Annotated in this window: 16 protein-coding genes; 5 read left to right on the forward strand and 11 right to left on the reverse strand. The window is 72.9% G+C overall.

Features of this window, described 5'->3' with window-relative positions; genetic code table 11:
* Window positions 1-4: 4 nt before the first annotated feature.
* From ADK67_RS19715 to ADK67_RS19730, 4 genes are all read right to left on the reverse strand, one after another.
* Complete coding sequence (locus ADK67_RS19715; RefSeq protein ID WP_053717906.1) at window positions 5-1,153, reverse strand: MFS transporter; 1,149 nt, start codon at window positions 1,151-1,153, stop codon at window positions 5-7.
* Window positions 1,147-2,394: an aldehyde dehydrogenase family protein gene (locus ADK67_RS52630; protein WP_053717907.1), complete on the reverse strand. Its 1,248-nt coding sequence runs from the start codon at window positions 2,392-2,394 to the stop codon at window positions 1,147-1,149. Before ADK67_RS52630 ends, ADK67_RS19715 begins: the two co-directional genes overlap by 7 nt.
* The gene (locus tag ADK67_RS19725; protein WP_053717908.1) at window positions 2,391-4,016 is read right to left on the reverse strand and encodes a hypothetical protein; all 1,626 of its coding nucleotides are present in this window, start codon (window positions 4,014-4,016) and stop codon (window positions 2,391-2,393) included. The genes ADK67_RS52630 and ADK67_RS19725 overlap by 4 nt, the downstream gene beginning before the upstream one ends.
* Before the next feature lie 253 nt (window positions 4,017-4,269).
* Entirely contained in the window at window positions 4,270-5,760 is a 1,491-nt protein-coding gene (locus ADK67_RS19730; protein WP_053717909.1) for a carboxylesterase/lipase family protein, read from the reverse strand.
* A gap of 96 nt (window positions 5,761-5,856) precedes the next feature.
* Between ADK67_RS19730 and ADK67_RS19735 the strand changes: the two genes are divergently transcribed.
* The gene (locus tag ADK67_RS19735; protein ID WP_053717910.1) at window positions 5,857-6,456 is read left to right on the forward strand and encodes a TetR/AcrR family transcriptional regulator; all 600 of its coding nucleotides are present in this window, start codon (window positions 5,857-5,859) and stop codon (window positions 6,454-6,456) included.
* Between the two features lie 63 nt (window positions 6,457-6,519).
* Here ADK67_RS19735 and ADK67_RS19740 read toward each other — a convergent pair whose 3' ends face one another.
* Window positions 6,520-9,429 (reverse strand): AfsR/SARP family transcriptional regulator, encoded by a 2,910-nt coding sequence (locus tag ADK67_RS19740; protein ID WP_053717911.1) that lies wholly within the window; start codon window positions 9,427-9,429, stop codon window positions 6,520-6,522.
* Window positions 9,430-9,778: 349 nt separating this feature from the next.
* Here ADK67_RS19740 and ADK67_RS19745 point away from each other — a divergent pair, with 349 nt between their 5' ends.
* The 3 genes from ADK67_RS19745 to ADK67_RS19755 all read left to right on the forward strand — a co-directional run bounded on the left by ADK67_RS19745 (window position 9,779) and on the right by ADK67_RS19755 (window position 14,120).
* A complete protein-coding gene (locus tag ADK67_RS19745) occupies window positions 9,779-10,828 on the forward strand; it encodes a GNAT family N-acetyltransferase (protein WP_053717912.1) in 1,050 nt (349 codons plus the stop codon).
* 169 nt (window positions 10,829-10,997) lie between these two features.
* Window positions 10,998-13,328 carry a homoserine O-acetyltransferase MetX gene (metX, locus tag ADK67_RS49135; protein WP_082403608.1) on the forward strand — a complete coding sequence of 777 codons (2,331 nt, stop codon included), beginning with the start codon at window positions 10,998-11,000 and terminating at the stop codon, window positions 13,326-13,328.
* 6 nt (window positions 13,329-13,334) lie between these two features.
* The gene (locus ADK67_RS19755; RefSeq protein ID WP_053717913.1) at window positions 13,335-14,120 is read left to right on the forward strand and encodes a class I SAM-dependent methyltransferase; all 786 of its coding nucleotides are present in this window, start codon (window positions 13,335-13,337) and stop codon (window positions 14,118-14,120) included.
* A gap of 15 nt (window positions 14,121-14,135) precedes the next feature.
* Here ADK67_RS19755 and ADK67_RS19760 read toward each other — a convergent pair whose 3' ends face one another.
* The 6 genes from ADK67_RS19760 to ADK67_RS19785 form a co-directional block, all read right to left on the reverse strand.
* On the reverse strand, window positions 14,136-14,861 hold the full coding sequence (locus ADK67_RS19760; protein WP_053717914.1) for a gamma-glutamyl-gamma-aminobutyrate hydrolase family protein: 726 nt from the start codon (window positions 14,859-14,861) through the stop codon (window positions 14,136-14,138).
* Entirely contained in the window at window positions 14,858-16,195 is a 1,338-nt protein-coding gene (locus ADK67_RS19765) for an O-acetylhomoserine aminocarboxypropyltransferase/cysteine synthase family protein (RefSeq protein ID WP_053717915.1), read from the reverse strand. Before ADK67_RS19765 ends, ADK67_RS19760 begins: the two co-directional genes overlap by 4 nt.
* The gene (locus tag ADK67_RS19770) at window positions 16,182-17,252 is read right to left on the reverse strand and encodes a fatty acid desaturase family protein (RefSeq protein WP_053717916.1); all 1,071 of its coding nucleotides are present in this window, start codon (window positions 17,250-17,252) and stop codon (window positions 16,182-16,184) included. The genes ADK67_RS19765 and ADK67_RS19770 overlap by 14 nt, the downstream gene beginning before the upstream one ends.
* A gap of 43 nt (window positions 17,253-17,295) precedes the next feature.
* Window positions 17,296-18,456: a type III PLP-dependent enzyme gene (locus ADK67_RS19775; RefSeq protein ID WP_053717958.1), complete on the reverse strand. Its 1,161-nt coding sequence runs from the start codon at window positions 18,454-18,456 to the stop codon at window positions 17,296-17,298.
* A gap of 406 nt (window positions 18,457-18,862) precedes the next feature.
* Window positions 18,863-19,384, reverse strand: a complete 522-nt coding sequence (locus tag ADK67_RS19780; protein ID WP_053717917.1) for a mycothiol transferase — start codon at window positions 19,382-19,384, stop codon at window positions 18,863-18,865.
* An 87-nt stretch (window positions 19,385-19,471) separates the two neighbouring features.
* Window positions 19,472-20,476 carry a glycoside hydrolase family 43 protein gene (locus ADK67_RS19785; RefSeq protein ID WP_197289523.1) on the reverse strand — a complete coding sequence of 335 codons (1,005 nt, stop codon included), beginning with the start codon at window positions 20,474-20,476 and terminating at the stop codon, window positions 19,472-19,474.
* A gap of 37 nt (window positions 20,477-20,513) precedes the next feature.
* Here ADK67_RS19785 and ADK67_RS19790 point away from each other — a divergent pair, with 37 nt between their 5' ends.
* On the forward strand, window positions 20,514-21,626 hold the full coding sequence (locus ADK67_RS19790) for a hypothetical protein (protein ID WP_197289524.1): 1,113 nt from the start codon (window positions 20,514-20,516) through the stop codon (window positions 21,624-21,626).
* Window positions 21,627-21,698: the final 72 nt, after the last annotated feature.

Here is a 21,698-nt window from a genome sequence, read left to right on the forward strand (position 1 = left end):
CCCCTCAACGTGACAGCGGCGCCCGCGCCCGGAAGTCCGCGACGGCGGCCGTGAGGAACAGGGCGGTGACGGCGGCCAGGGCGAGCATCAGGCCGTCCGGCGGCAGCAGGTTCAGGGCGGCGCTGCCGATCAGCGGGCCGACGAGGCTGCCCAGTGCCCACAGCACGGTGGCGCCGGCGTTCGCGTCGACCAACTCGTCGTCGGTGAAGTCCTGGCCGATGCGCACCAACCCGAGCGTGTAGACGCCACCCGCCGCGGCGCCCAGCACCACCAGCGCGGGCCACATCAACACCGACACGCCCAGCAGCACGGGCATGCCCAACGCCAGCAGCAGCACGACCACGGCGCACCCGAGGTGCAGTCGGCGGCGGTCGACGTGGTCGGCCCACCAGCCCAGCGGCACCTGCAGCAGGGCGTCGCCGGCGAACACCGCGCCGACCATGAGCACGGCGATCGCCTCGGTGTGCCCGTGCGCGATGCCGTACAGCGGCAGCAACGCCAGCACCGCGCTGTCGAAGAACGAGAACATCAGCACCGCGAGCGCGATGGTCGGCGCCGACCGCGCGAACCTCAAGGACGCGATCGGCTTCCCGGCCTTGAACCCGTCGATCTCGCACGAGCTGACGACCAGCAGGGCGATCCCGGGCACGTGGGTGAGCACGGCGACCACCAGCGACCACTGGGCGGCGGAGCCGAACAGGGCCAGCAACCCCGGGCCGGACACCTGGCACAGCGTGAACACCGAGGTGTAGACGGCGATCCAGCGGCCCCGGGTGGCCTCCGCGGTGATGGCGTTGATCCACGTCTCGCCCAGCACGAGCAGCAGCCCGGCGAACACGCCAACGGCGAACCGGAGCACCAGCAGCACCGGGACGCTGCCGGTCACCGCGAGCAGCCCCGTGCTGACCGCCGAACCGGCCATCCCGACGACCAGCAGCGGCTTGATCCGCCACCGCCACGTCAACGGGCCGAGGCACAGCACGGCGGCGAGGATGCCCACGGCGGGCAGCGCGGCTGCCGCGCCGATCAGCGCGGCCGCCGCGCCACCACCGCTGAGCCGCAACGACACGAGCGGCACGGTCAGGCCGGTGACCAGACCGACCACGGCGACGGTGCAGATCGCGGCGACGGGCTCCCAGCGCCTGCTCAGCACGGACTGCCCCGCCGTGCGACCAGGTGCCGGTGGATGTCGCGCTGCGGCAGGGTCGCGCCCGGCACCCGGACGCCGTCCACGTACAGGCAGGACGCCGCCGGCCCCTGCCCGCCGTACGGGAGGTACCCGCGCTCCGTCAGGTGCAGGTCGGTGTCCCACAGGATCGAGTCCGCGTCGTGCGACGGCGTGTCGAGCAGCGACTTCACGTAGGGGCTGTCGCCGAACACCGAGACGTACATGGCGTTGGCGGCGTACCGCTGGTCCTCGAAGTACCGGCGCAGGTCCGCGTCGTCGTCGTAGGGCTGGAGGAAGAACACCGGCGCGAAGAACTCGCGGAAGTTGCCGCCCAGCGCCAGGTCCTTCTCGAACACCGTGGGTCTGATCATCCCGCTGGCCGGGTTGACCTCGCCGCCGTAGACCCAGAACCCGCGGTCGTCGCGGAACCTGCGGACCATCTTCACGGCGTGGTCGGGGTCGGTGTTCGGCCCCACCACGTTGGCCGGGTCGGCGTACGGGCCGACGCGGGGCTCCACTTCCCGCAGCCGCGCCAGCAACGCCTCGCGGAACTCCACGAGCCGTTCGCGGTGGACCAGGATCGCGTTCGGGCCGGCGCAGTCCTGCCCCTGGTTGTACAGCACGACCCGCAGCGCGCTCGCGATGGCCGTTTCGACGTCGGCGGTCTCGGTGACGACGAGCGGGTTGTGGCCGGAACCGTTGAGGATGAACAGGGTTCGCCGCGGGAACGACCGGCGGACCTTCGCCGCGTTCTCCGGTGTGCCGGTGAACACGACCGCGTCCGTGCGGTGCGCCCGTTCCGCGACGAACTCCTCCTTGTCGTCGTAGGACACGTGCAGTTCCGGGAACCGGGCGGACAGGTCGAGCACCTCGGCCAACGCCCGGTAGTGCGGGTGCATGGCCGTCGGCGGGCGCAGCGCGGTGTCCTCGGCCATGAACGACGGCACGACGCCGAAGCACACGGTGGCGTAGAGCGGCTGGTTCAGCGGCAGGAACGTGGTCACCCCACCGACCTTCTCGCGGAAGTGCTCCCGGTTGAGGTGCAGGTTCTCCAGCAGGTCGACGGACCGCTCGACCTCGTCGACCGCCACGTTCGCGCACTGGTAGCCGGACAGGCCGCGCACGATCTCCGGGGTGCGCTCGCGCAAGGTCGCGGCGAAGGCACGTGCCCGGTCCCGCACCGCGGGGAAGTCGACCAGGGCCGAGCGGACTGCGGAGCGGGTCACGACGAACCACCTTCGGAGCGGACGGACGGGGGAGCGGTGCGGGACAGCGCGTCCCGGACCAGGGCGAGCGAGCGCCGCGACCCGGTGATCCGCAGCCAGGTGGCCAGCCGCGGGCCCCGCGGCCGGCCCAGCAGGGCCAGGTACAGCACGCGGTACGCGCCGGGATCGCCTTCGAGCGCCTTGTGCAGCAGGACGCCGGGATCGGCGTGCGGCGCCGACGCCAGCGCGTACGCCAGGCGGCGGAGCACGGTGGTCGCGGCCGCGTCGAGGTCGACCGGCTCGGGCGCCGGTCGGGCGCGCTCGTGGAAGCGCCACGCCCGCGCCACCAGTTCCGGGTCCGGACGGCGGTCCGGCGGGAAGACCCGCTCGACGAACGCCACCGCGCCGGCGTGGTCGAGCGGCGCGCAGGCGGCCAGGAGCCGCACCACGGAGCCGAACCGCGGTCCGCGCGGCGGTGTCGTCGCGCCGATCCGCCGCAGCCGCAGCCGGGCGCCCGCCCCGCGGCGCGGTTCGCGGGCGGCACGCGTCTCGTGGTGCACCGCGTCGTTGATCCGCGGCACGGACGCCAGGTCGAACCGGCGGGGTCGGCGGGGCCTGCCGTAGAGCAGCAGCCGCAGACCGTCGCGGGTGAGGCAGTCGAGCGCGTCGTCGAGGGCGAAGCCGTTGCCGACGCTCTTCGAGATCTTCCGGCCCCGTTCGTCGACGAACAGCCCGTACTCGAAGAGGACCGGCGGTTCCCGGCGCAGCCGTGCGAACACCTGCCGGACGACCCGGGCCGAGTCCGCCAGGTCCTGCCCGTGCATCTCGTAGGCGACGTCGCCGCTGAGCAGGCGCAGCGCCCAGTCGGCCTTCCACTGGAACTTGCACCCGCCGCCGAGCGCGGACACGGTCACGGGCTCGCCGATCGGCTCGTCCGCGTAGTACTCGTGCGGTTCGAGGCCGTAGTCCAAGCCGGGGCGTTGGATGATCACGTCCTTCGGGATCTCGTAGGTGAGGGTGCCCCGCCCGGGATCGACGGCGAGCACGCGCGTGTGCTCGATCACCCGGCCGGTGGTCGGCGACAGCGGCATCAGGATGCTGTACGACTTCCGCCTCAAGGCTCCCACCGAACGGCCGACGAGGGCGTTGACTCCCGCGAAGTCCGCGAGGAAGGCGCGGATGGTCGAATCGTGGTGGCCCGCCCGGTAGAGGTCGGAGCTGCGGACGACCTCGCAGTCGACCTCCACCAGGTCGAGCACCCGGCGCAGCCGGTCCACCATGCCCTCGGCGAGGCTGGGCGCCTGGTCCCACGGGTCCGGCACCCGGTGCAGCGGCATGCCGAGATGAGCCGCCAACGCGCGGTGGGCCGGGACGTTGTCCGGCACCTTGCGCAAGGCGTCCAGGTCGTCGGCGACCACGACGAGCCGGGTGCCCCGCCCGGTGGCCTCCTCGAACGCCCGCCGGACGAAGGACGTGCGGACGACTTCGCTCACCGTGCCGATGTGCGGGATGCCGGACGGTCCGAAACCGGCGCCGAACACCACCGGCCCGGCATCCTGCCCGCGTCGTTCGAGCAGCGCGGTGATCCGCCCTGACTCGACCGCGCACCAGTCGTGGGCGACGCGGTCCAGCCGAACTGACATGACTCTCCCCAGAGTGGACGGCGGGTGACGGCGCCGGGCGGACATCCGGGCCCGGCCGTCACGTGTCGACGACGGAAGTCTCGACAACGGCTCTGGACGAGGTCTGGACGGCGAGTGGACAGCTCGACCACCGGAGGCCACCGGCGTCTGGTCCGTTGGGAAACCGCACGACTCCCGGACCGTTCCTCCGGGGGTTCGGGGTGCCGGTAGTGGGTTTTGGTGCGGCGCATGGCGTAGGAGCCGATCCGGACGATTACGGGAGGTCGAAGGGGGCGGGGGAGTGGCCTGCCCAGATCTGGCGGGATGCCTGTTCGGGGTAGGGCAGGGTCTTCGACTCGGTGTCCAGGACGCGGGTGAGGTGCCCACCGGGCCGGTGAGCGGACCAGCCCGCGTCGCCGGTGGTGATGAAGCGGACCCATGCCTCCCGGAGTTCGCGGGAGAGCGCGACGGCCTCGGGAGTGGGCTCCTCGCCGATGAGCTGGGTGCCGACGGGGCTGTCCAGCGTGCCGAACGCCAAGGGCACGTCGAGGCTGTGGCAGGCGCCAAGGATGCCGCCGAGGGCCGGGGCGACCCAGCACAGTTCGAACAGGTACGAGGTGCCGCCGGCTGCGGCGTTCGCCTCGGCCAGCTGCTGTGACGGCATCCGGAAGAGGGCGTCGGAGTACACCGCCTCCACCAGCTCCTCCGGGCCTGCCTGCGGGAACGCGGCACGGTAGGCCCGCGCGCCGTCCGGCTGCGGGGCGAGCAGTTCCAGGGCCGCGTGGGCGTCCTCCTCGGTGAAGGTGCCGCGCCGTCCGCTCGTGACGCTGAAGTACCGGAATTCGTCCCGGGTGTGGCCGACGAGCAGTTCGGTCCCGCTCGCGCGCGCGTCGGTCAGCGCGGGCCAGGGCGTTTCCGGGAGGACCTCGCCGTCGACGACGGGGCACAGCGCGGTGCCGGTCTCCGTGAGGCGTCCCCAGCTCTCCCGGTGCGCGTGGAGGCCGGCGTTGAAGGAGGTGAGCTCGGCGGCCAGGTGCCACGGGTCGATGTCGCGCAGCGCCTCGGCGGTGGGGGCCGCCGCGCCGAGCCGGTCCGCGAACACGGCGGTGACCTGCCGTGCCAGCGCGGGGGTGCTGTGCAGCGCCGGCACCGAATGGGCGATGGCCCGCCGGAACAGGCCGCGCGCGGACTTCATCGTCAGCAGGGCGGCGACCGAGCCCGCCCCGGCGGACACCCCGCCCACGGTGACCCGGCCGGGGTCGCCTCCGAAGGCGGCGATGTTGCGCTGCACCCACTCCAGCGCCGCGATCTGGTCGAGGAATCCGCGGTTGGGCGGCACGTCGTCGAGGAACGCGAATCCCTCCGCGCCCACGCGGCAGTTGACGGTCACCACGACGACTCCCGCCTCGGCCAGCGCTGCGGGGTCGTACATCGGGTCGCTCGACGCCGCCGCGAGGTAGCCGCCCACGGGGAGCCACACCAGCACCGGCAGTCCCGCCGCGCCGGGATCCGGAGTGCCGACGTTGAGCGTCAGCCAGTCGGTGCCCTGCGGGTGCACGTCGATCGGCAGGGACAGCGGCACCACGGGGCCGAACTCGACCGCCTGCCTCGTCCCCTCCCAGCGGTGCGGTGGCGCGGGCGCGGCGAAGCGGAGCGCTCCGACCGGGGGCTGGGCGTAAGGGATGCCGCGGAACACCGCGTGTCCCTGCCGCCGGCGACCCTGCACCACGCCTTCCGCGGTCCGCACCTTCGGCTGTTCGGACATGACGATTCCTTCCCTCAAGTGGTCCCAGGGGTATAGGTCAGGTGTATTATGTCAACTGTATTGAAACGGTTCCGGGGTACGGGGGAAGGGCCGGCGATGCCGAAACAGGTGGATCACCGCGGACGCCGCGAAGCGATCGCCCGCGCACTGTGGCGGGTGGTGGAGCAGCGCGGCGTCACGCAGCTGACGATGCGCGTGGTGGCGCAGGAAGCGGGCATGTCACTCGGGCAGCTGCAGCACTACTTCGCCTCCCGGACCGCCATGCTCACCTTCGCCATGGATTTCGCGTCCGAGCGGACCTCAGTACGCGTACACCAGGGGCTCGAAAAGCTCGGTGACCGTCCGCACCCCCGTGACGTGCTGCGACTGACGCTCGCGGAAATGCTCCCCCTGCATGCCGACGCCCGCGCGACCAGCCGGATGAGCGCCGCCTACGTCCTGGAGGCGCTGCACGACGAGGCCGTGCACGAGCAGGCTCGCCGCGGCCTCGTCCAAGGGCGGGCCCTCGTCGAGCAGGTGGTCCGCCAGGCGATCGCCGACGGGCACATCGACTCCGGCCGCGACCCGGCGACCGAGACCAACCTGCTCCTCGCCCTCACCGGCTTCACCCCCCTGATCGAACTCGACGTGATCGAGCCCCAGGACGCGCTCGCCGCGATCGACGTGCAGCTGGACCGGCTGTTCAGGAGTACGTGATCCGGGTGCGTGATCCGGGTCCGAGGGCGCGTCCCGTTCCTCCGGGGTTCGGCGATCACGTGCTCAGGCCTGCCGGTGGGTGGTGCCCAGGGCCGTTCGGGCGCGGTCCTGTTCGTCGCGGTCGCCGGTTTCGGTGGCGATCCGCAGGGCGTCGGCGTGCGCGGCGAGGGCCTCGTCCGGCCGGCCCGCCGCCCGCAGTGCCTCGCCGAGGCCGTTGAGGGTGCTCGCCTCACCGTACCGGTGGCCGATGTCCCGGAACGTTTCGAGGGCGGAGGTGTAGCAGCGCTGGGCCTGGGACCAGTCGCCGAGCAGGGCGTGCAGGTTGCCCAAATTGCTCAGGGTCACCGCCACGCCGTAGCTGTGGTCGAGGCGTCGGAACAACTCCCGGGCCTCGTCGAGGTGCCGGACGGCGTCCGGGAAGCGCCGCAGGGTCGCGCACACGTCGCCGAGGTTGGACAGCGCGCTGGCCAGGCCGCCCGCGTCGTCGAGACCGCGGAACAGGTCGAGCGCGCGTTCCAGGTACTCGGCGGCGCGGTGGTGGTGACCGGGGCGGCTGTACGCGTTGCCCAGGTTGAGCAGCGCCGCCGCCTCACCGTGCCGGTTGCCCAGCCGCCGGTGCACGGCCAGCGCCTCCCGCTGCAGCGACACCGCCTCCTCGTACTCGCCGAGCCGTTCCTGGACGATGCCCAGGTGCGACAACGCGCGCGGCACGCCACGCTGCTCGCCCGTCCGCCGGTGCAGCCGGATCGCCTCCCGCAGGTGCCCGGCCGCCTGGTCGTAGTCGCCGAGGATCCGGCGCAGCGCGCCCAGGTTCGTCAGCGCCACGGCGAGCAGGGCGTCGTCGCCCGCACGTCGGGCGGCGCGCGACGCGCACCCGTAGATGGTCGACGCGTCCGCGTAGTGGCCGCTCTCCAGGTACCGGTACAGGGTGTTCGCCAGGTCGACCACGTAGTCCGCCCGGTCGTCGCGTTCCGCGGCACGGCACAGGGCGACGAGCGTCGGCCGCTCCGCGTCCAGCCAGGCGCGGGCGGCGTCGGCGGTGGGGAACGGTGGCGTCGCGGTGACGTCGGGTCGGTGCGGTCGGTCGACGGGGTAGAGCAGGTCCATCGCCGAAGCCGCGGTGGCCAGGTGCTGCGCGAGCAGCCGGTCGACGGCGGCGGTCCGCTCCGCGGCCGGGTCGTGCTCGCCCGACAGCTCCTCGGCGTAGGCGAGCAGGAGGTCGTGCACGACGAACCGGCCACCGGGCTCGCGCCGCACGAGGCTGTTGCGCGCCAACACCTCCAGGGACCGGCGGGCCTCGTCCGGGTCGGCGCCGGTCAGGGCGGCGAGCGCGAACGGCGTCACGTCCGGCCCGGGGTGCAGGCCCAGCCGCCGGAACGCCCGCGCGACCTCGGGCCGCAGCTGCTCGTACGACCAGGAGAACACGGTCCGCACGTCGGCGCGGGCGTCGTCACCCGCGTCGAGCACGCGCAGCCGGTGCCGCCGGTCGGCCAGCTCACCGGTCAGCTCGGCCAGCGTGCAGGCCGGGCGGGACGCGGCCAGCTCGGCGGCGACGCGCAGCGCGAGCGGCAACCGACCGCAACGCGCGGCCAGCTCCGCCGCCGCTGCGGGTTCCCGCCGCACCCGCTCACCGATCAGCGTGCGCAGCAGGGCCAACGCGTCCGGCGCGGGCAGCTGGTCCACGTCGAGTCGGTGGGCGCCGTGCAGCGCGACCAGGCCCGACAGGCTGCTGCGGCTGGTCACCAGGACCAGGCAGCCCGACGTGCCGGGCAGCAGCGACCGCACCTGGTCGACCGACGACGCGTTGTCGAGCACGATCAGCACCCGCCGGTCCGCGAGTTCGGCCCGGTAGCGGGCGGCCCGCTGGTCGGGGTCGAGCGGCACGTCCGCGCCCGGGACGCCGAGGCCGTCGAGCAGGCGGGCCAGGGCGTCCTCCGCCGCCATCGGCGACCGGGGGTCGTAGCCGCGCAGGTCGACGTGCAGCTGCCCGTCGGGGAAGTGGGACCGGACCCGGTGGGCCCAGTGCAGCGCGAGCGCCGTCTTGCCCACCCCGGCGGTGCCGCACAGGACGACGATGGGCACCCCGGTCCGCTCGGACGTCAGCACCCGGCCGAGTTCGGCGAGTTCCGCCTGCCGTCCGGTGAAGCCGGACACGTCGCCGGGCAGCTGGTTCACGCCGGACGACGCGAGCGGGACCTCCGCCGGTGCGGCGGCGTCCTCGACGGGTGTCTCTTCGAGCGCGTTGAGGTACGCGGCAGTGAGCTCGGGTCCGGGGCCGACGCCGAGCTCCTCCATGAGACGCCGCCGCATCCCGTGGTAGGTGTCGAACGCCAGGTCCCGCTGCCCGGCCGCGGTGTACGCGCGGATGAGCAACGCGTGCACCGCCTCGTCGAGCCCGTGCGCCGCGACGTGCTCGACCAGCGCGGGCAGCACGTCGCGCGCCGCGCCGACGGCGGTCATCAGCTCGGCGTGCCGCGCCAGCGCCGCCCGGTGTTCGCCCGCCAGCGTGACGACGCCGGGGTGGGTGGCGAGCAACGGCACGTCGGCCAGCGGACGCCCGTGCCACAACGCCAAGGCCTGGGTGAGGAGGTCCGCGGCCCGCACCGGTTCGTCGGGTGCCAGGGAGGTGGCCCGCGCGACCAGCGAGCGGAACCGGAACGCGTCCACCGCGTCCGGCGGCAGGTCGAGCGCGTACCCGTCGCCCACGGTGGGGATGGTCGTGCTCGGCGAACGCGCGCCGCGCCCCGGTTCGAGCAACCGCCGCAGGTGCTTGACGTGCGTGTGGATGACGTTGGCCGCGCTGGCCGGCGGGCGTTCGCCCCACAGCGCGTCGACCAGTTCGGCGCGGGTCACCGGCTTGCCGTGCGCGAGGGCCAGCAACGCGAACACAGCCTTGCGGCCGGCCGGACCGAGGGCGAGCGCGGCGCCGTCGCGCCAGGCCCTGATCGGGCCGAGCACCTGGACGGCCAGCACCCACCGCTCCCATCAAGCCGACCGACACGACGCGTGACCCCATCGTGGCACAGCGTGCAGAGCCGCTCCACCGGCCATCCAGACGATTCCACCCGCGCGGCGACCGGACGACCCCGTAGCGGCAGCCGGCGAACGAGTGCGGCACCGCAGTGTTTCCGTTGCGCGCGCAGGCATTGCGGTGGTGTCGCCTGTAGTCTGCGACGGTTGCGAGCCGGCTCGCCCACTGCCACCGAACGACCGGTTCAGCAGTGGTGCACGGGACCGAACAAACGCGTGGGGGAACATTGCGTGTGGTGACGCTACGGCGGAGCGACCTGGGCTTACCGCGGGCCGGGCGGAGGGCCCGGACGTGACGACCACCAGGACCGAGGCGGGCTGGTCGCTGCTCGGCGAGTTGCCGGAGCGGGTCGTGTCCGGTTGCCTGTACGACTCGGCCGGCTGGCTGCGCATGTGGGAGACGACCGGCGTCGAACGCCGGGTGCGGCACGGCTACGTGCACGCCGAAGGGCAGGTGCTCCCGCTCTACGCGCTGAGCGGTTCGCCCTTCTGGCACGGGTACGTCACCCAGGCCGCCCAGGCGCAGCTCGGGAGCCGACACGTCTTCGCGGGCTCCACCTACTCGATGTACACCAAGCGCGACGCGTTCCCGGAAGCCCTGGCCCGCGGCGCCCACGCCACCGCGATGGAGTGGATCGCCGCGGGCGACGCGGACCTGCTGATCGCGCCGAACCTCACCGCCGCCGCCGCGGCCACGTGGGAGGACGCGGTGGGCCCGCCGGCCGGTCGGGTCCTGCTCGACCGCACGTACAGCTCCGACCTGTCCGGCGACTTCGACGACCACCTCGGCCGGCTGCCCAGGAAGCTCCGCATGGACGTGCAGCGGCGGTTGCGGCGCGCGGACGAGCGCGGGCTCCGGATCGACATGGTGGAAGGACCGGAGGCGCACGAACTCGTGCCGTCGGCCCTGCCGCTGGTGGTCGGCACCACCGACGAGCACGGCTGGCCCGCGTTGTACGACGAGGACACCCTCCACGCCCTGCTGAGGACGCCGGGCGCGCTGCTGGCCGTCGCACGGGTGGACGACCGGGTCGCCGGCGTGTTCTTCGGCTTCCGGCACGACGCCGAGGTCACGTTCCTGTGCGGCGGCGTCGACTACTCGGGCCTCACCGAGCTGAGCACGTACGTGGCGCTGATGTACCGCTGCACCGAATGGGCCTACGCCAACGAGTTCCGGCGCATCGAGTGGGGCCGGGACAACTACCGGTTCAAGGAGCGGCACGGGCTCGTCGGGACCGACCTGTGGGCGCTGGTGCACTCGCCGGACCCGACGCCGGCGCTGGGTGCGGCCCTGGCCGGGATGCACCGCGTGATGGCGGCCTACATCGAGGGCAGGGGATGAGCCGTCGCGCGGATCCCAGCGATCCCTCGCCGGTCTTCGTCCTGCTCCACCGACCGCCGCCCACCCGCGATGGCCGGCTCGGTCCTCGTCGGCCGCCCGGTGTGCGCGCCACCGCCCAATCACCCACTCGCACCCGAAGACCTCGGTGGAGAAGGACTCTGGATCGCCGATGAGCACCCGATCAGGTCGACACCCCGGCCGGAGCCGCGCCGCGCTGCTGTTCGGCGCGCTGCTGAGCGTCAACGCCTCCTACACGCTGCTCATCCCGTTCGTGCCGGACTTGGAGGAACGGGCGGGCGCCAACCCGACCGTCGTCGCGTTGACCTTCGCGATCTTCGCGGGCGCGAAGGCGGCGGCCCAGCCGTTCGGCGGGATGTGGGTGGACCGGTGGCGGCCGGGTGACGTCGGGTGCGTGGCGCTGCTGATCGCCGCGGCGGGCATCGTCGTCACGGCCATCGCCCGTGACCCGGCGACGTTGCTGGCCGGGCGCGCCCTCTGGGGCGTCGGCGAAGGTCTGGTCACACCGGCCCTGTACGCGGGCATGGCCGCGCTGTGCCGCCGCTACGACCTGCCGACCAGCCGGATGATGGGCAACTTCGGGACCTTCGCGGTGGCGGGCTTCCTGCTCGGCCCGCTGGCGGCCGGGATCGCGGCGCCGTTCGGCCTGGACGCGTTGTTCCTGTTCGGCGCGGCCGTGACCGCGGTGACCGCGTTCGGGCTGCGGTGGGCCGTGCCGCGCGACGTGCCGGCGCCGGTGGAGGAGGAGCAGGCGGACGACACCCCGACCGGCGCGGCGACCGGCCGGTGGTGGACCTGGGTGCTGGCGCTCGGCGCGCTCGACCTGTTCACCAACCTCACCTACTCGGCGCTCGAACCCGTGCTGCCGCTGTACTTGAGCGCGGACGGCGAGGAGTCGGCGCGGGGCGCCATCTCGCTGGTCTTCGCCGTCGGGCTGGCCGCGTTCGGCGTCGTCAGCTGGCTGCTCGGCCGCTTCGCGGGCCAGATCGGGCTGGTGGCGCTGGCCCGGATCGGCCTGGCGTTCGCGGCCGTCGGCACGGTCGGGCTGTACGCGAGCGCCGAGGTGTGGCCGGTGGCGGCGTGCTTCGTGGTGCTGATGGTGGGCCAGGCCGCGCTGTACCTGACCGCGCGCCGGGGCGTCGTCGAGCTGCGGTCGGCCATGACCAGGCAGGGCAAGGCGTTCGGGCTGTTCGGCCTGGTGTCCGACATCGGCAACATCCTCGGCCCGCTGCTGGGCGTGGCGCTGTACGAGCTGACCGGCCGGGTGTCGTTCCTGGTGATCGGCGCGCTCAGCGGGCTGCTGCTCGCCGCCCTGGTCGTGCGGAGGCGCCGCCCGGCGCCGAGCCCGCGGGTCGCGGACGGCCACGTGCGGACGGTGGTGCTGTTCGACGACGCGAACCCGCTGGAGCTGGCGTCCGGTCGGACGCTCGCACCGGTCACGGTGGCGTACGAGACCTACGGCGAGCTGAACGACGACCGGTCCAACGCGATCTTCGTCTGCCACGCGCTGACCGGCGACTCGCACCCGGCCGCCCACCACCCGGACGACCGGCCCGGCTGGTGGCGGGACATGGTCGGACCCGGCCGCCCGGTCGACACCGACCGGCACTTCGTGGTGTGCGCCAACGTCCTCGCCGGCTGCTCCGGCACCACCGGCCCGACCTCGCCGGGCCCGGACGGCACGCCGTGGGGCCCGGACTTCCCGGCGATCGGCATCACCGACATGGTCACCGTGCACCGCGCGCTCCTGGCCGAGTTGGGCGTCGAACGGCTGCGCGCCGTGATCGGCGGCTCCCTGGGCGGCATGCAGGTCCTCGAATGGCTGCTGCGCGCGCCGGACGACGCCGAGGACTTCGTGATCGCCGCGGGCACCGCCCGGCACACCGCGGAGAACCTCGCCTGGAACGCCGTCGCCAGGACCGCGATCCGGTCCGACCCGGAGTTCCGCGCGGGTCGGTACCCGCCGGGCGGCGGACCGGCGGCCGGTCTCGGCACGGCGCGGATGGTCGGCCACCTGACGTACGTGTCCGAAGACCTGCTGGCGCGGAAGTTCGGCCGCGAGCGGCGCGCCGACGACGGCACGAGCCCGACGGCTGCCACCGGGCCGTTCGCCGTCGAGGGCTACCTGGAGCACCAGGCCGCGAGCCTGGTCGACCGGTTCGACGCCAACAGCTACCTGTGCCTGATGAACGCGATGGACAGCTTCGACGCGTTCGCCGACGACCGCCCGTGCGCGCCGTTCCGACGCCGACCGGGGGTGCACCTGTTCAGCTTCGACTCCGACCGCCTGTACGGGCCCGACCACGCGCGCTACATCCAGGCGAACCTCGCGGCCCGCGGGCTGCCCGCCGAGCACCACCAGGACCACACGACCGACCGCGGCCACGACGCGTTCCTGCTGCACGTCCCGTCGTACCTGGACGGTGTCGCGGAGGTGCTGGCCCGGCAGCCGGTCGTGCGCGGCGCGGACGAGTCGGGCTGACGCGCCGTGGCGAGTTGGTGGGCGACGGCGTTCGACAGCGACCGCGGCCTGCTCCGCCTGCACGAGCAGGCGGCGGACGCCACGGCCGATCAGGTGGCGCTGATCGAGCGGGAACTGGGTCTGGCGGAGGGCTCCCGCGTGCTCGACGTTCCCTGCGGCACCGGGCGGCACGCCGTGTCCCTCGCGGCCCGCGGGCACCACGTCACGTGCGTGGACCTGAGCGAGGACTACCTGGACGCCACCCGGCGGCGTGCGGTCGGGCAGGGCGTGGCGGTGGACGCGGTGCGGGCCGACATGCGCGACCTCACCGCCCTGCCGGCGGGGTCGTTCGACGCGGCCGTGAACATGTACACCAGCTTCGGCTACTTCGACCGCGACGAGGACAACGTCCGCTCGGCGGCGGCGATCGCGCGCGTGCTGCGGCCCGGCGGGCGGCTGCTCGTCGACGTGGTCAACCGGGACTGGTTCGTCCGCAACTTCTTCCCCTCGGAGTTCGCGCCGGGCGACGACGGGTTCGTCGTCCGCGACTACGAGGAGGTCGACGGCGAGGTCGTCCTGCACCAGAACGTGTTCGACCCGCGCACGAGCCGCCTGCGCTGGACGTGCCGGCCGGTCGGCGCGGAGCGCGAGCACGTGGTGGTGGACTACCGGATGTACAGCCTGCACGAACTGCTCGCCGTGCTGCGGGCCGGCGGCCTGGACCCGCTGCGCACGCTGGGCGGCTACGACGGCCGACCTTACGACCTGTTCTCGCCACGACTGCTGTGCGTGGCCGAGGCGCCGGCGGCGTGACACCGCCGGTTACCGTCAGACCACCGCGCGCCGCGCCGCACGGGTCGCGGCGGCGGCGCCGAAACCGCTGAACAACGCCACCGACACCGGGTCCGTCGCCGCGTACCACTCGGGGTGCCACTGCACGGCGAGGCAGAACGTCGCACCCTCGGCCGAGGCCGCCTCCACCACGCCGTCCGGCGCCACCGCCTCGACCCGCAGGCCGGGCGCGAGCCGGTCGATCGCCTGGTGGTGCAAGGAGTTGACCTCGACGCCCGGCGCGCCGAGCAGCCCGCGCAGGACGCCGCCCTCGATCAGCCGCACCGGGTGCGCGGGCAGGTACTGCTCGTCGCGGGGCAGCGAGAGGTCTTCGGTGTGCCCGGGGACGTCGCGCAAAGTGCCGCCCAGCGCGACGTTGAGCTCCTGCAGGCCCCGGCAGATGCCGAGCACCGGGACGTCGGCGCGCAACGCGGCGGGGATGAGGCTCAGCGCCAGCTCGTCCCGGTCGCGGTCGGCGGGCCCGTGACCCGGTTCGCCGCCGTACCACCGCGGCAGCACGTTGCTCTCGTGGCCGCCGAACACCACGCCGTCGAACCGGTCCACCACGTCCGCCAGACCGGGCGCCGGCCCGCCGATCACCACGACGTCGCAGCCGGACACCTGCTCCAACGCCCGCGCGTACACCTCGCGCACCGCCACGTGCCGCACGCCGCCGACCTGCTCGGCCGCCGCGGCGAGGGCGACCAGCGGCTTGCCCGTCACCCGGCCACCGCCAGCGCGCCCGCCAGGTCGGCGATGAGGTCGTCCACGTGCTCCAGGCCGATGGACAGCCGGATCGACCCGGGCGACACGCCCGCGGCCAGCCGGTCCTGCTCGGGGACCTGGGCGTGCGTGGTGGACGCGGGGTGGGTGGCCATCGAGCGCACGTCGCCGATGTTGGTCACGTGCGAGATCATCCGCAGCGCCTCGATGAACCGGGTGCCCGCGGTGAGCCCGCCCGCCAGCTCGAACTGCACCAGCGGACCGCCGTTGCCGCCGGTGTACCGCCGCAGCCGCGCCACCTCCTCGGCGTTGCCGAGGCCGGGGTGCCGGACCGCGACCACCGAGGGCTGGGCGGCCAGGTACCGCGCCACCGCTTCGGCGTTCTCGCCGTGCGCCCGCATCCGCAGCGGGAGCGTCTCGATGCCCTGGATCAGCAGGAACGCGTTGAACGGGCTGAGGCACGGCCCGAGGTCGCGCATCAGCGTCTCGCGGGCCTTGAGCAGGAACGGGCTGCGCCCGAGCGCGCTGTCGAGGTTCGCGCCCGCCTCGGTCCACACCACGTTGCCGTGCGCCGGGTCCGGCTCGGTGAGCAGCGGGTGCCGCTCGGCGTGCCGCGCCCAGTCGAACCGGTTGGAGTCGACGATCAGGCCGCCCAGCGCGCTGCCGTGGCCGCCGATGTACTTCGTCGCCGAGTAGACCAGGATGTGCGCGCCGAACTCCAGCGGGCGGCACACCAGCGGCAGCATGGTGTTGTCCAGCACCAGCGGCACGCCGACGTCCTCGGCGATCGCGGCGACCTCCTCGATCGGGAACAGCCGCAGCTTCGGGTTGGGCAGGGTCTCGCCGAAGTAGCACCGGGTCCGCGAGTCGGTGGCGTCGGCGAAGTTCTCCGGCTTGTCGGGGCTGACGAACCGGGTCTCGATGCCGAACCGGGCGAACGTGTTGGCCAGCAGGTTCCACGTGCCGCCGTACAGCTCGTTGGAGCTGACCACGTTGTCGCCCGCCTGGCACATGTTGAGCAGCGCCAGGGTGATCGCCGCCTGCCCGGAGGAGACGGCCAGGGCCGCCGGGGCGTCGTCTACCGCGGCGATCCTGGCTTCGAGCACGTCGCACGTGGGGTTGTTCAACCGCGTGTAGGCGTGGCCGTCGACGCGCAGGTCGAAGATGTCGGCGGCGGTGGCCGCGTCGGGCAGTTCGTACGCCGCGGTCTGGAAGATCGGCGTCACCACCGGGTCGGTGATGCCCAGGCGCAGCTCGGCGCCGCCGTGCACGACGCCCGACTCGACCCGCCGGTAGACCTTCCTGGCCGACCGCGGCCGTTCAGGCGGCGACATGCGGCTGCTCCGGCTTGTAGGTCATCGACTCCACGATGGCGCCGATCGCGCTCTGCTGCCCCTCGGGCCCCTTGGTGAACAGGCCGCCCAACTGGCGGTCGACCGCCGCGTAGTTCGGGTCGGCCAGCCGCACCCGCCGCGCCTTGCCGAGGTTCCAGAACGGCGTGCGCGGGTCGAGGTGGTGCTCCAGGTGGTAGTTGTCGTTGTGGATGCCGGTGAGGAACTTCTCCCACGTGCGGCTCTTGCGGTTGCGCGTCATGTAGAGGTCCACGTTGGAGTCGCGCACCAGGGGAGTGTGCTCGGACAGCTCGATGTACCAGCCCAGGATCTGGAAGCTGGTCAGGTAGGGCACCACCCAGAACAGCAGCAGCTCGAGCGTCCAGCCCTGCGACGCGCACACCGCGACGACGGTCGTCCAGAACGCCCAGAAGCCGACGCGGTCGAGCACCCGCTTGCGCTTGCCGATCGGGGTCTGCGGTGTGTCCGCGGACCGCACGCGGCCCTGCTTGAGGAGCCGGTACCGGTTGCGCACCAAGTACTTCAGGTAGGCCCACGTCTGCGTGCCGAACAACGGCATGATGACCGTGCGGAGCACGTACGCGCGCGGCGAGGACATCTCGTAGGCCCGCTGCTCGATGAAGAACCGCAGGTCCGGGTCGCCCTCGGGGTTGCCCAGCTTCGGGTGGTGCGTGAAGACGTGGGAGATCTTGTACGCGTAGTGCTGCTGGAAGATCGGGTACGCGGTGAGCACGGTGCCGACGAACAGCTGCACCTTGCGGTTGGACGCCCCGATGCCGTGCGCGCAGTCGTGCAGGATGGTCGACAGCCCGCGCTGGCGCGCGCCGATCACGAGCACCGCCAACGGGTAGAACCAGTAGGACACGCCGACGCACAGCCAGGTGCAGAAGGCCATCCACACGAGGTCTTCCAGCCAGGCCAGCAGGGCGTGCCAGTTGTCGCTGCGGTTGAGCTCCTTGATGCCGCTCTCGACTTCCTTCGGGAAGCGGTACATCCGGTAGCGCTTCCCGTCGAACGCCCAGGTGTACTCATCGGACATCAGCGGCTCCTCTCCCACGGAGTTCCGTTGTGGCGCACCGGTCTCAGTGGCCGGTGGCGCCGAAGCAGTGGCTGGGCAGCGGCGGGAAGCCGTTGAACCCGACGGACGCGTACGGCGTCGTGTAGGCGCCGGTCGCGAGGATGTCGACGTGGTCGCCCGGCCGCAGGTCGACGGGCAGCGACACCGGTGTGCGCTCGTACAGGACGTCGGTGCTGTCGCACGTCGGCCCCGCGAGCACGACGGGCGCCGCCTCGTCGGCGAACCGGCCGTCGGCGCGGACCGCCACGACGGGGAACGCGATGGCCTCGCCCTCGGTCTCGACCAGGCCGTTGTACCGGCCGACGTCGAGGTAGACCCAGCGCAGGCCGTGCTCCCGCTCGGTCACCAGCACGACCTCGGACCGGATCATGCCGGCGTCGCCGGGCAGGTACCGGCCCGGCTCGACGATCAGCGCGGGCCGGGTCGCGAAGGACTCCGCGACGGCCCGCTCGATCGCGGTGAAGTAGTCCTGGAGCGCGGGCACGGTGGCCTCGTAGCGGACCGGCAGCCCGCCGCCGAGGTTGAGCAGGTCCAGCTCGATCCCCTCGGCGGCCAGCTTGGCCGCGACGCGCGCGGCGGTCGCGACCCCGGTCGCCCAGCTGTCCGGCTCCCGCTGCTGCGACCCGACGTGGAACGTCGTGCCGCGCGGCCGGAGCCCGAGGGACACCGCGTCGCGCAGCAGCGTGACCGCGTCCTCCTCGGTGCAGCCGAACTTCCGGCTGATCGGCCACTGCGCGCCGGTCGTGCGGACGATGAAGCGGCAGCACACCTCCGCGCCGGGCGCGGCCCGCGCGACCTTCTCCAGTTCCGCCGCCGAGTCGATCGAGTAGAGCCGGACGCCGCGCTCGTGCGCGTGGCGGATCGCCGACTCCTTCTTCACCGTGTTGCCGAACGAGATCGACGCCGGATCGGCGCCCGCGGCCAGGCACGCGTCGAGCTCGCCGACGCTGGCGACGTCGAAGCCGCAGCCGAGTTCCACCAAGTGCCGCAACAGGTCCGGGTCGCCGTTGGCCTTCACGGCGTAGTAGACGGCGGCGTCCGGCAGGCCCGCGCGCAGCTCCCGGTACCGGGCGGCGACGACGTCGAGGTCGAGGAGCAGGCACGGCGTCTCGGGCCGGGTGGCGTCGAAGAAGTCGCGATGCGTCGAGTAGCGCGCAGGGTCCACCGGTCTGTCGTCGATCACTGTGAAGCCTTCCACCCCAGGAAGAGACGTTCGGGTCGATCTTGACAGCCCTGGCCGCGGACACCGCCGTCGTGGCTGGCCGTCATCATGCCGACGCGCCGGACGCGGTGTCAACGAATGCCGACGCCGTGACTTCGGCATGCCCCCCGACGTGGAATTCCCTGTAGCGCAACGATGTCGGCGGCACGCCGCCTCACCCGCCGGCGCTCTCCCGGACCTCCAGCCTGAACGGCGTCCGCACCCGCTCCGGCGGCAAACCGGCGGTCCCCACGCGCCGCCGCAGCAGGTCGACGGCGGCCTCGGCGGGCGACCCCGGCCACGAGTACAGCCCCAGCGGCCAGTTCTTCGCCTACGAGCAGGTGTTCAGCACCGCCCAGCTCAACGACCGCTACACCGGCATGGTCCGCAGCACACCGCGCACGAAGGCGGCCTGCCCGACGTGCTGGAGGTCGTCCTCGACCACGCTCAGCAGCCGCACGGCGAGCGTCACGGGTGGGTCCCACGACTCGTCCACCACCCTGGACAGGTCACGGGCCCGCAGGCCTTCCAGGTAGGCCGCGGTCCGGTCGTGCACGGCCCGGTGGTAGTCCAGCAGCAGGTCGGCGGGCGCGTCGACGGCCGCGACCTGGTCGCCGCCGTGGCCGTAACCGGTGTCGGTGGCGGGCAGCGGCAGGTCGAAGCGCTCGACCCAGCCGTCGCCGGTCCAGACCTGGTCGGTGTCCGCGACGTCCGCCACGTGGTCGTCCTGCACCCTGGTCAGGTGCCAGACCAGCCACGCGATCGAGTTGGCCGAGCCACCCACCCGGTACGTCAGCTGCGGTCCGGTGAGGTCGTCCAGCACCTGTTCCACGGACTCCCGCACGCGCCCGAACCCGTCCAGGAGCACGTCCACCGCGCTGACCTCGGCCATGGCACTCAACCTCCGTCCGTCGACGCCCTTCACCGGCACGCTACCGCCGGGCCGCGATCTCCGCGGGCCGGGCGAGCCGCCGGACCGCTACTCGAAGAACTTCAAGCTCCAGCCGGTGTCCGCGGTCGGGCCCGGGACGTTCGCGCGGCGGTAGGTCGTGTTGCCCCACCAGGCGAACGTGCCGGTGTACCAGTAGCGGTTGTCCCAGTGGTAGGGCGTGCCCTTGGGCACCGCGTGGTACATCATCGGGAACTTCGGGCCGGCCGGCGGACTGGTCGCGATGTCGCCGTCGAGCAGCACGAACGTGTGGTGGCCTGGCCCGTTGACGTGCAGGGTCGGGTCCCAGCCGGTCATCATGGTCGCCCGGTTGGAGCCGAACAGGCAGCCGTTGGACTTGTACCAGTCCCACACGTGCGTGGGGTCGCCGCCGGCGCGCAGCCGCAGGTCGGCCAGGCAGTACTGCTCGCTCCAGCTGCCGTTGGCCGAGTACACCACGTGCAGTTGGCCGTTGGGGTCCTTGATGACCTCGGGCGCCTCGTTGATGAACGGGTTGCCGACCACTCGTTCCCACGGCTCGCGCGGCTGCGAGATGACGTAGCGGTCGCCGACCGGCGTGAGCGGGCCGGACATGCGGACGATGTAGAGGTTCTGCTCGACGTTGGTCGCGCACTCCCAGCCCGACCAGATGAAGTAGCGCTGACCGTTGAACGTCACCGGCACGCCGTCGATGGCCCACCGGTCACCCGGCAGGGCGAGCGCGACCTCGCCGGTGTAGCCGGTGTCCGGCGAGGCCGAGCTGATCGCGTACATGCGGTGCGCCGCGTCGTTGCCCGCGGTGAAGTAGATGTAGTAGCGGCCGCCGTCCCGGACGATCTCGGGCGCCCACACCGAGCCGAGGTTGCGCGTGTCCCGCCACACGAGGCGCGCGGGTGCGGCGGCCAGGGCGTCCGGGGACGACGCCCGGCGGACCTGGATGCCGCCGCCGCCCACCTGAGCCGAGACGTAGGTGCCGCCGACGCGGATCACGCTGGGGTCCGCGGCGCGCAGACCGGTCCGCCCCAGGGCCGACAACGAGCAGTCGTCCGGTGCCACCGGTTCAGCGGAAGCGGGCGGCCCGGTGAGGGCGAGGGTGGCGACGACGGCGGTCGCGGCTGCCGTGAGCCGCCTGATCAGTGCGGCGGATGTTCCTTCGGTGCCGGAGGAGAAACGCATGAAACTCCTTAGGGCCGGTTCGAGTTCTGTCTACGGTAGGGCGATGAGCGCGCCCGATGAGGTAGCCGTGACTGCCGCGGCGACGTGGGCGACCACCGTGAGCCGTCGCCGCTACCGAAAGCGCCGGCACGAACTCGACGCCCTCGTGGTCGGCCTGGTCCCCTCCTACCGCCAGACCATCGACGACGAGCTCCAGCACTTCGCGGAGGCGGTCGCGGGTTCCAGGGAGCGGTACGACGAGAGGCACTCGGGTGCCGGGGACGGTCGGCGCCCGCCGTCGCGGGTGGCCCTCTTCTGGACCGGCATCTTGGGCGTCGTCGGTGCGTTCGCGGTCATGTTCCCGGTCGGCGGGCGATCGGGCGGTGCGGCGGAGATCGAGGCATCGGTCTGGCAGTACCTGGTGATCCTGTCGTCCGCCCTGTTCACCCTCGGCGTCGTCGCCGACATGCTGTACGGGCTCCCTTCGCGGCCGGGCATCCCGCCCGGGAAAGGGCTGGCCGGCCTGCCCATCACCATGGGCGTGCCGACGATCGCGCTCATGGTGTGGCGGGTCGACCAGGACATCGGGGTCGACGTCGTCTGGGTCGTCGTCACGGCCGCCGCGCTCGCGGTGAGCGTCGTCCACGAACTGGTCCGGCGGGGTCGGCGCAAGCGTGATCCCAAGCTGACGAAACAGGTCGACGGCAGCGAGGACGTACGAAGGCGAGCACTGCGCGACCTCGTTCACCAGCACGCCGAACAGCACGCCGAGCGCATCACCCGGGCGTTCGAGGCATTGCCCCCGGCCGATCGCGATCGGCTCACCCGGGCGCTGGACGGTGCGGCCCGGGCACTGCGCGACCGGGGCTTCATCCTCACCCCGAATCCACGCGCGGCAAAGATGAACGCCCGCGCAGCCCACCGCTTTCGGTGGAGGAAGATGGTGCCGGGACTCCTGCTGCTGGAGCACAAGGCGCGGGAAGTCTGGCACCCCAAGACCTTCTGGTCCGTCTCCGAGTTCGCACCGCAACCACGTTCGTCCCGCAAGTAGACCTGGGCGAAGTGGCTCGACACGCGACGAGGGGCGGGTGCCGCGGCACCCGCCCCTCGTCAGCCGTTCCCG

It is taken from the genome of Saccharothrix sp. NRRL B-16348 (assembly GCF_001280085.1).
In the GTDB taxonomy this organism is placed as follows: Bacteria; Actinomycetota; Actinomycetes; order Mycobacteriales; family Pseudonocardiaceae; genus Actinosynnema.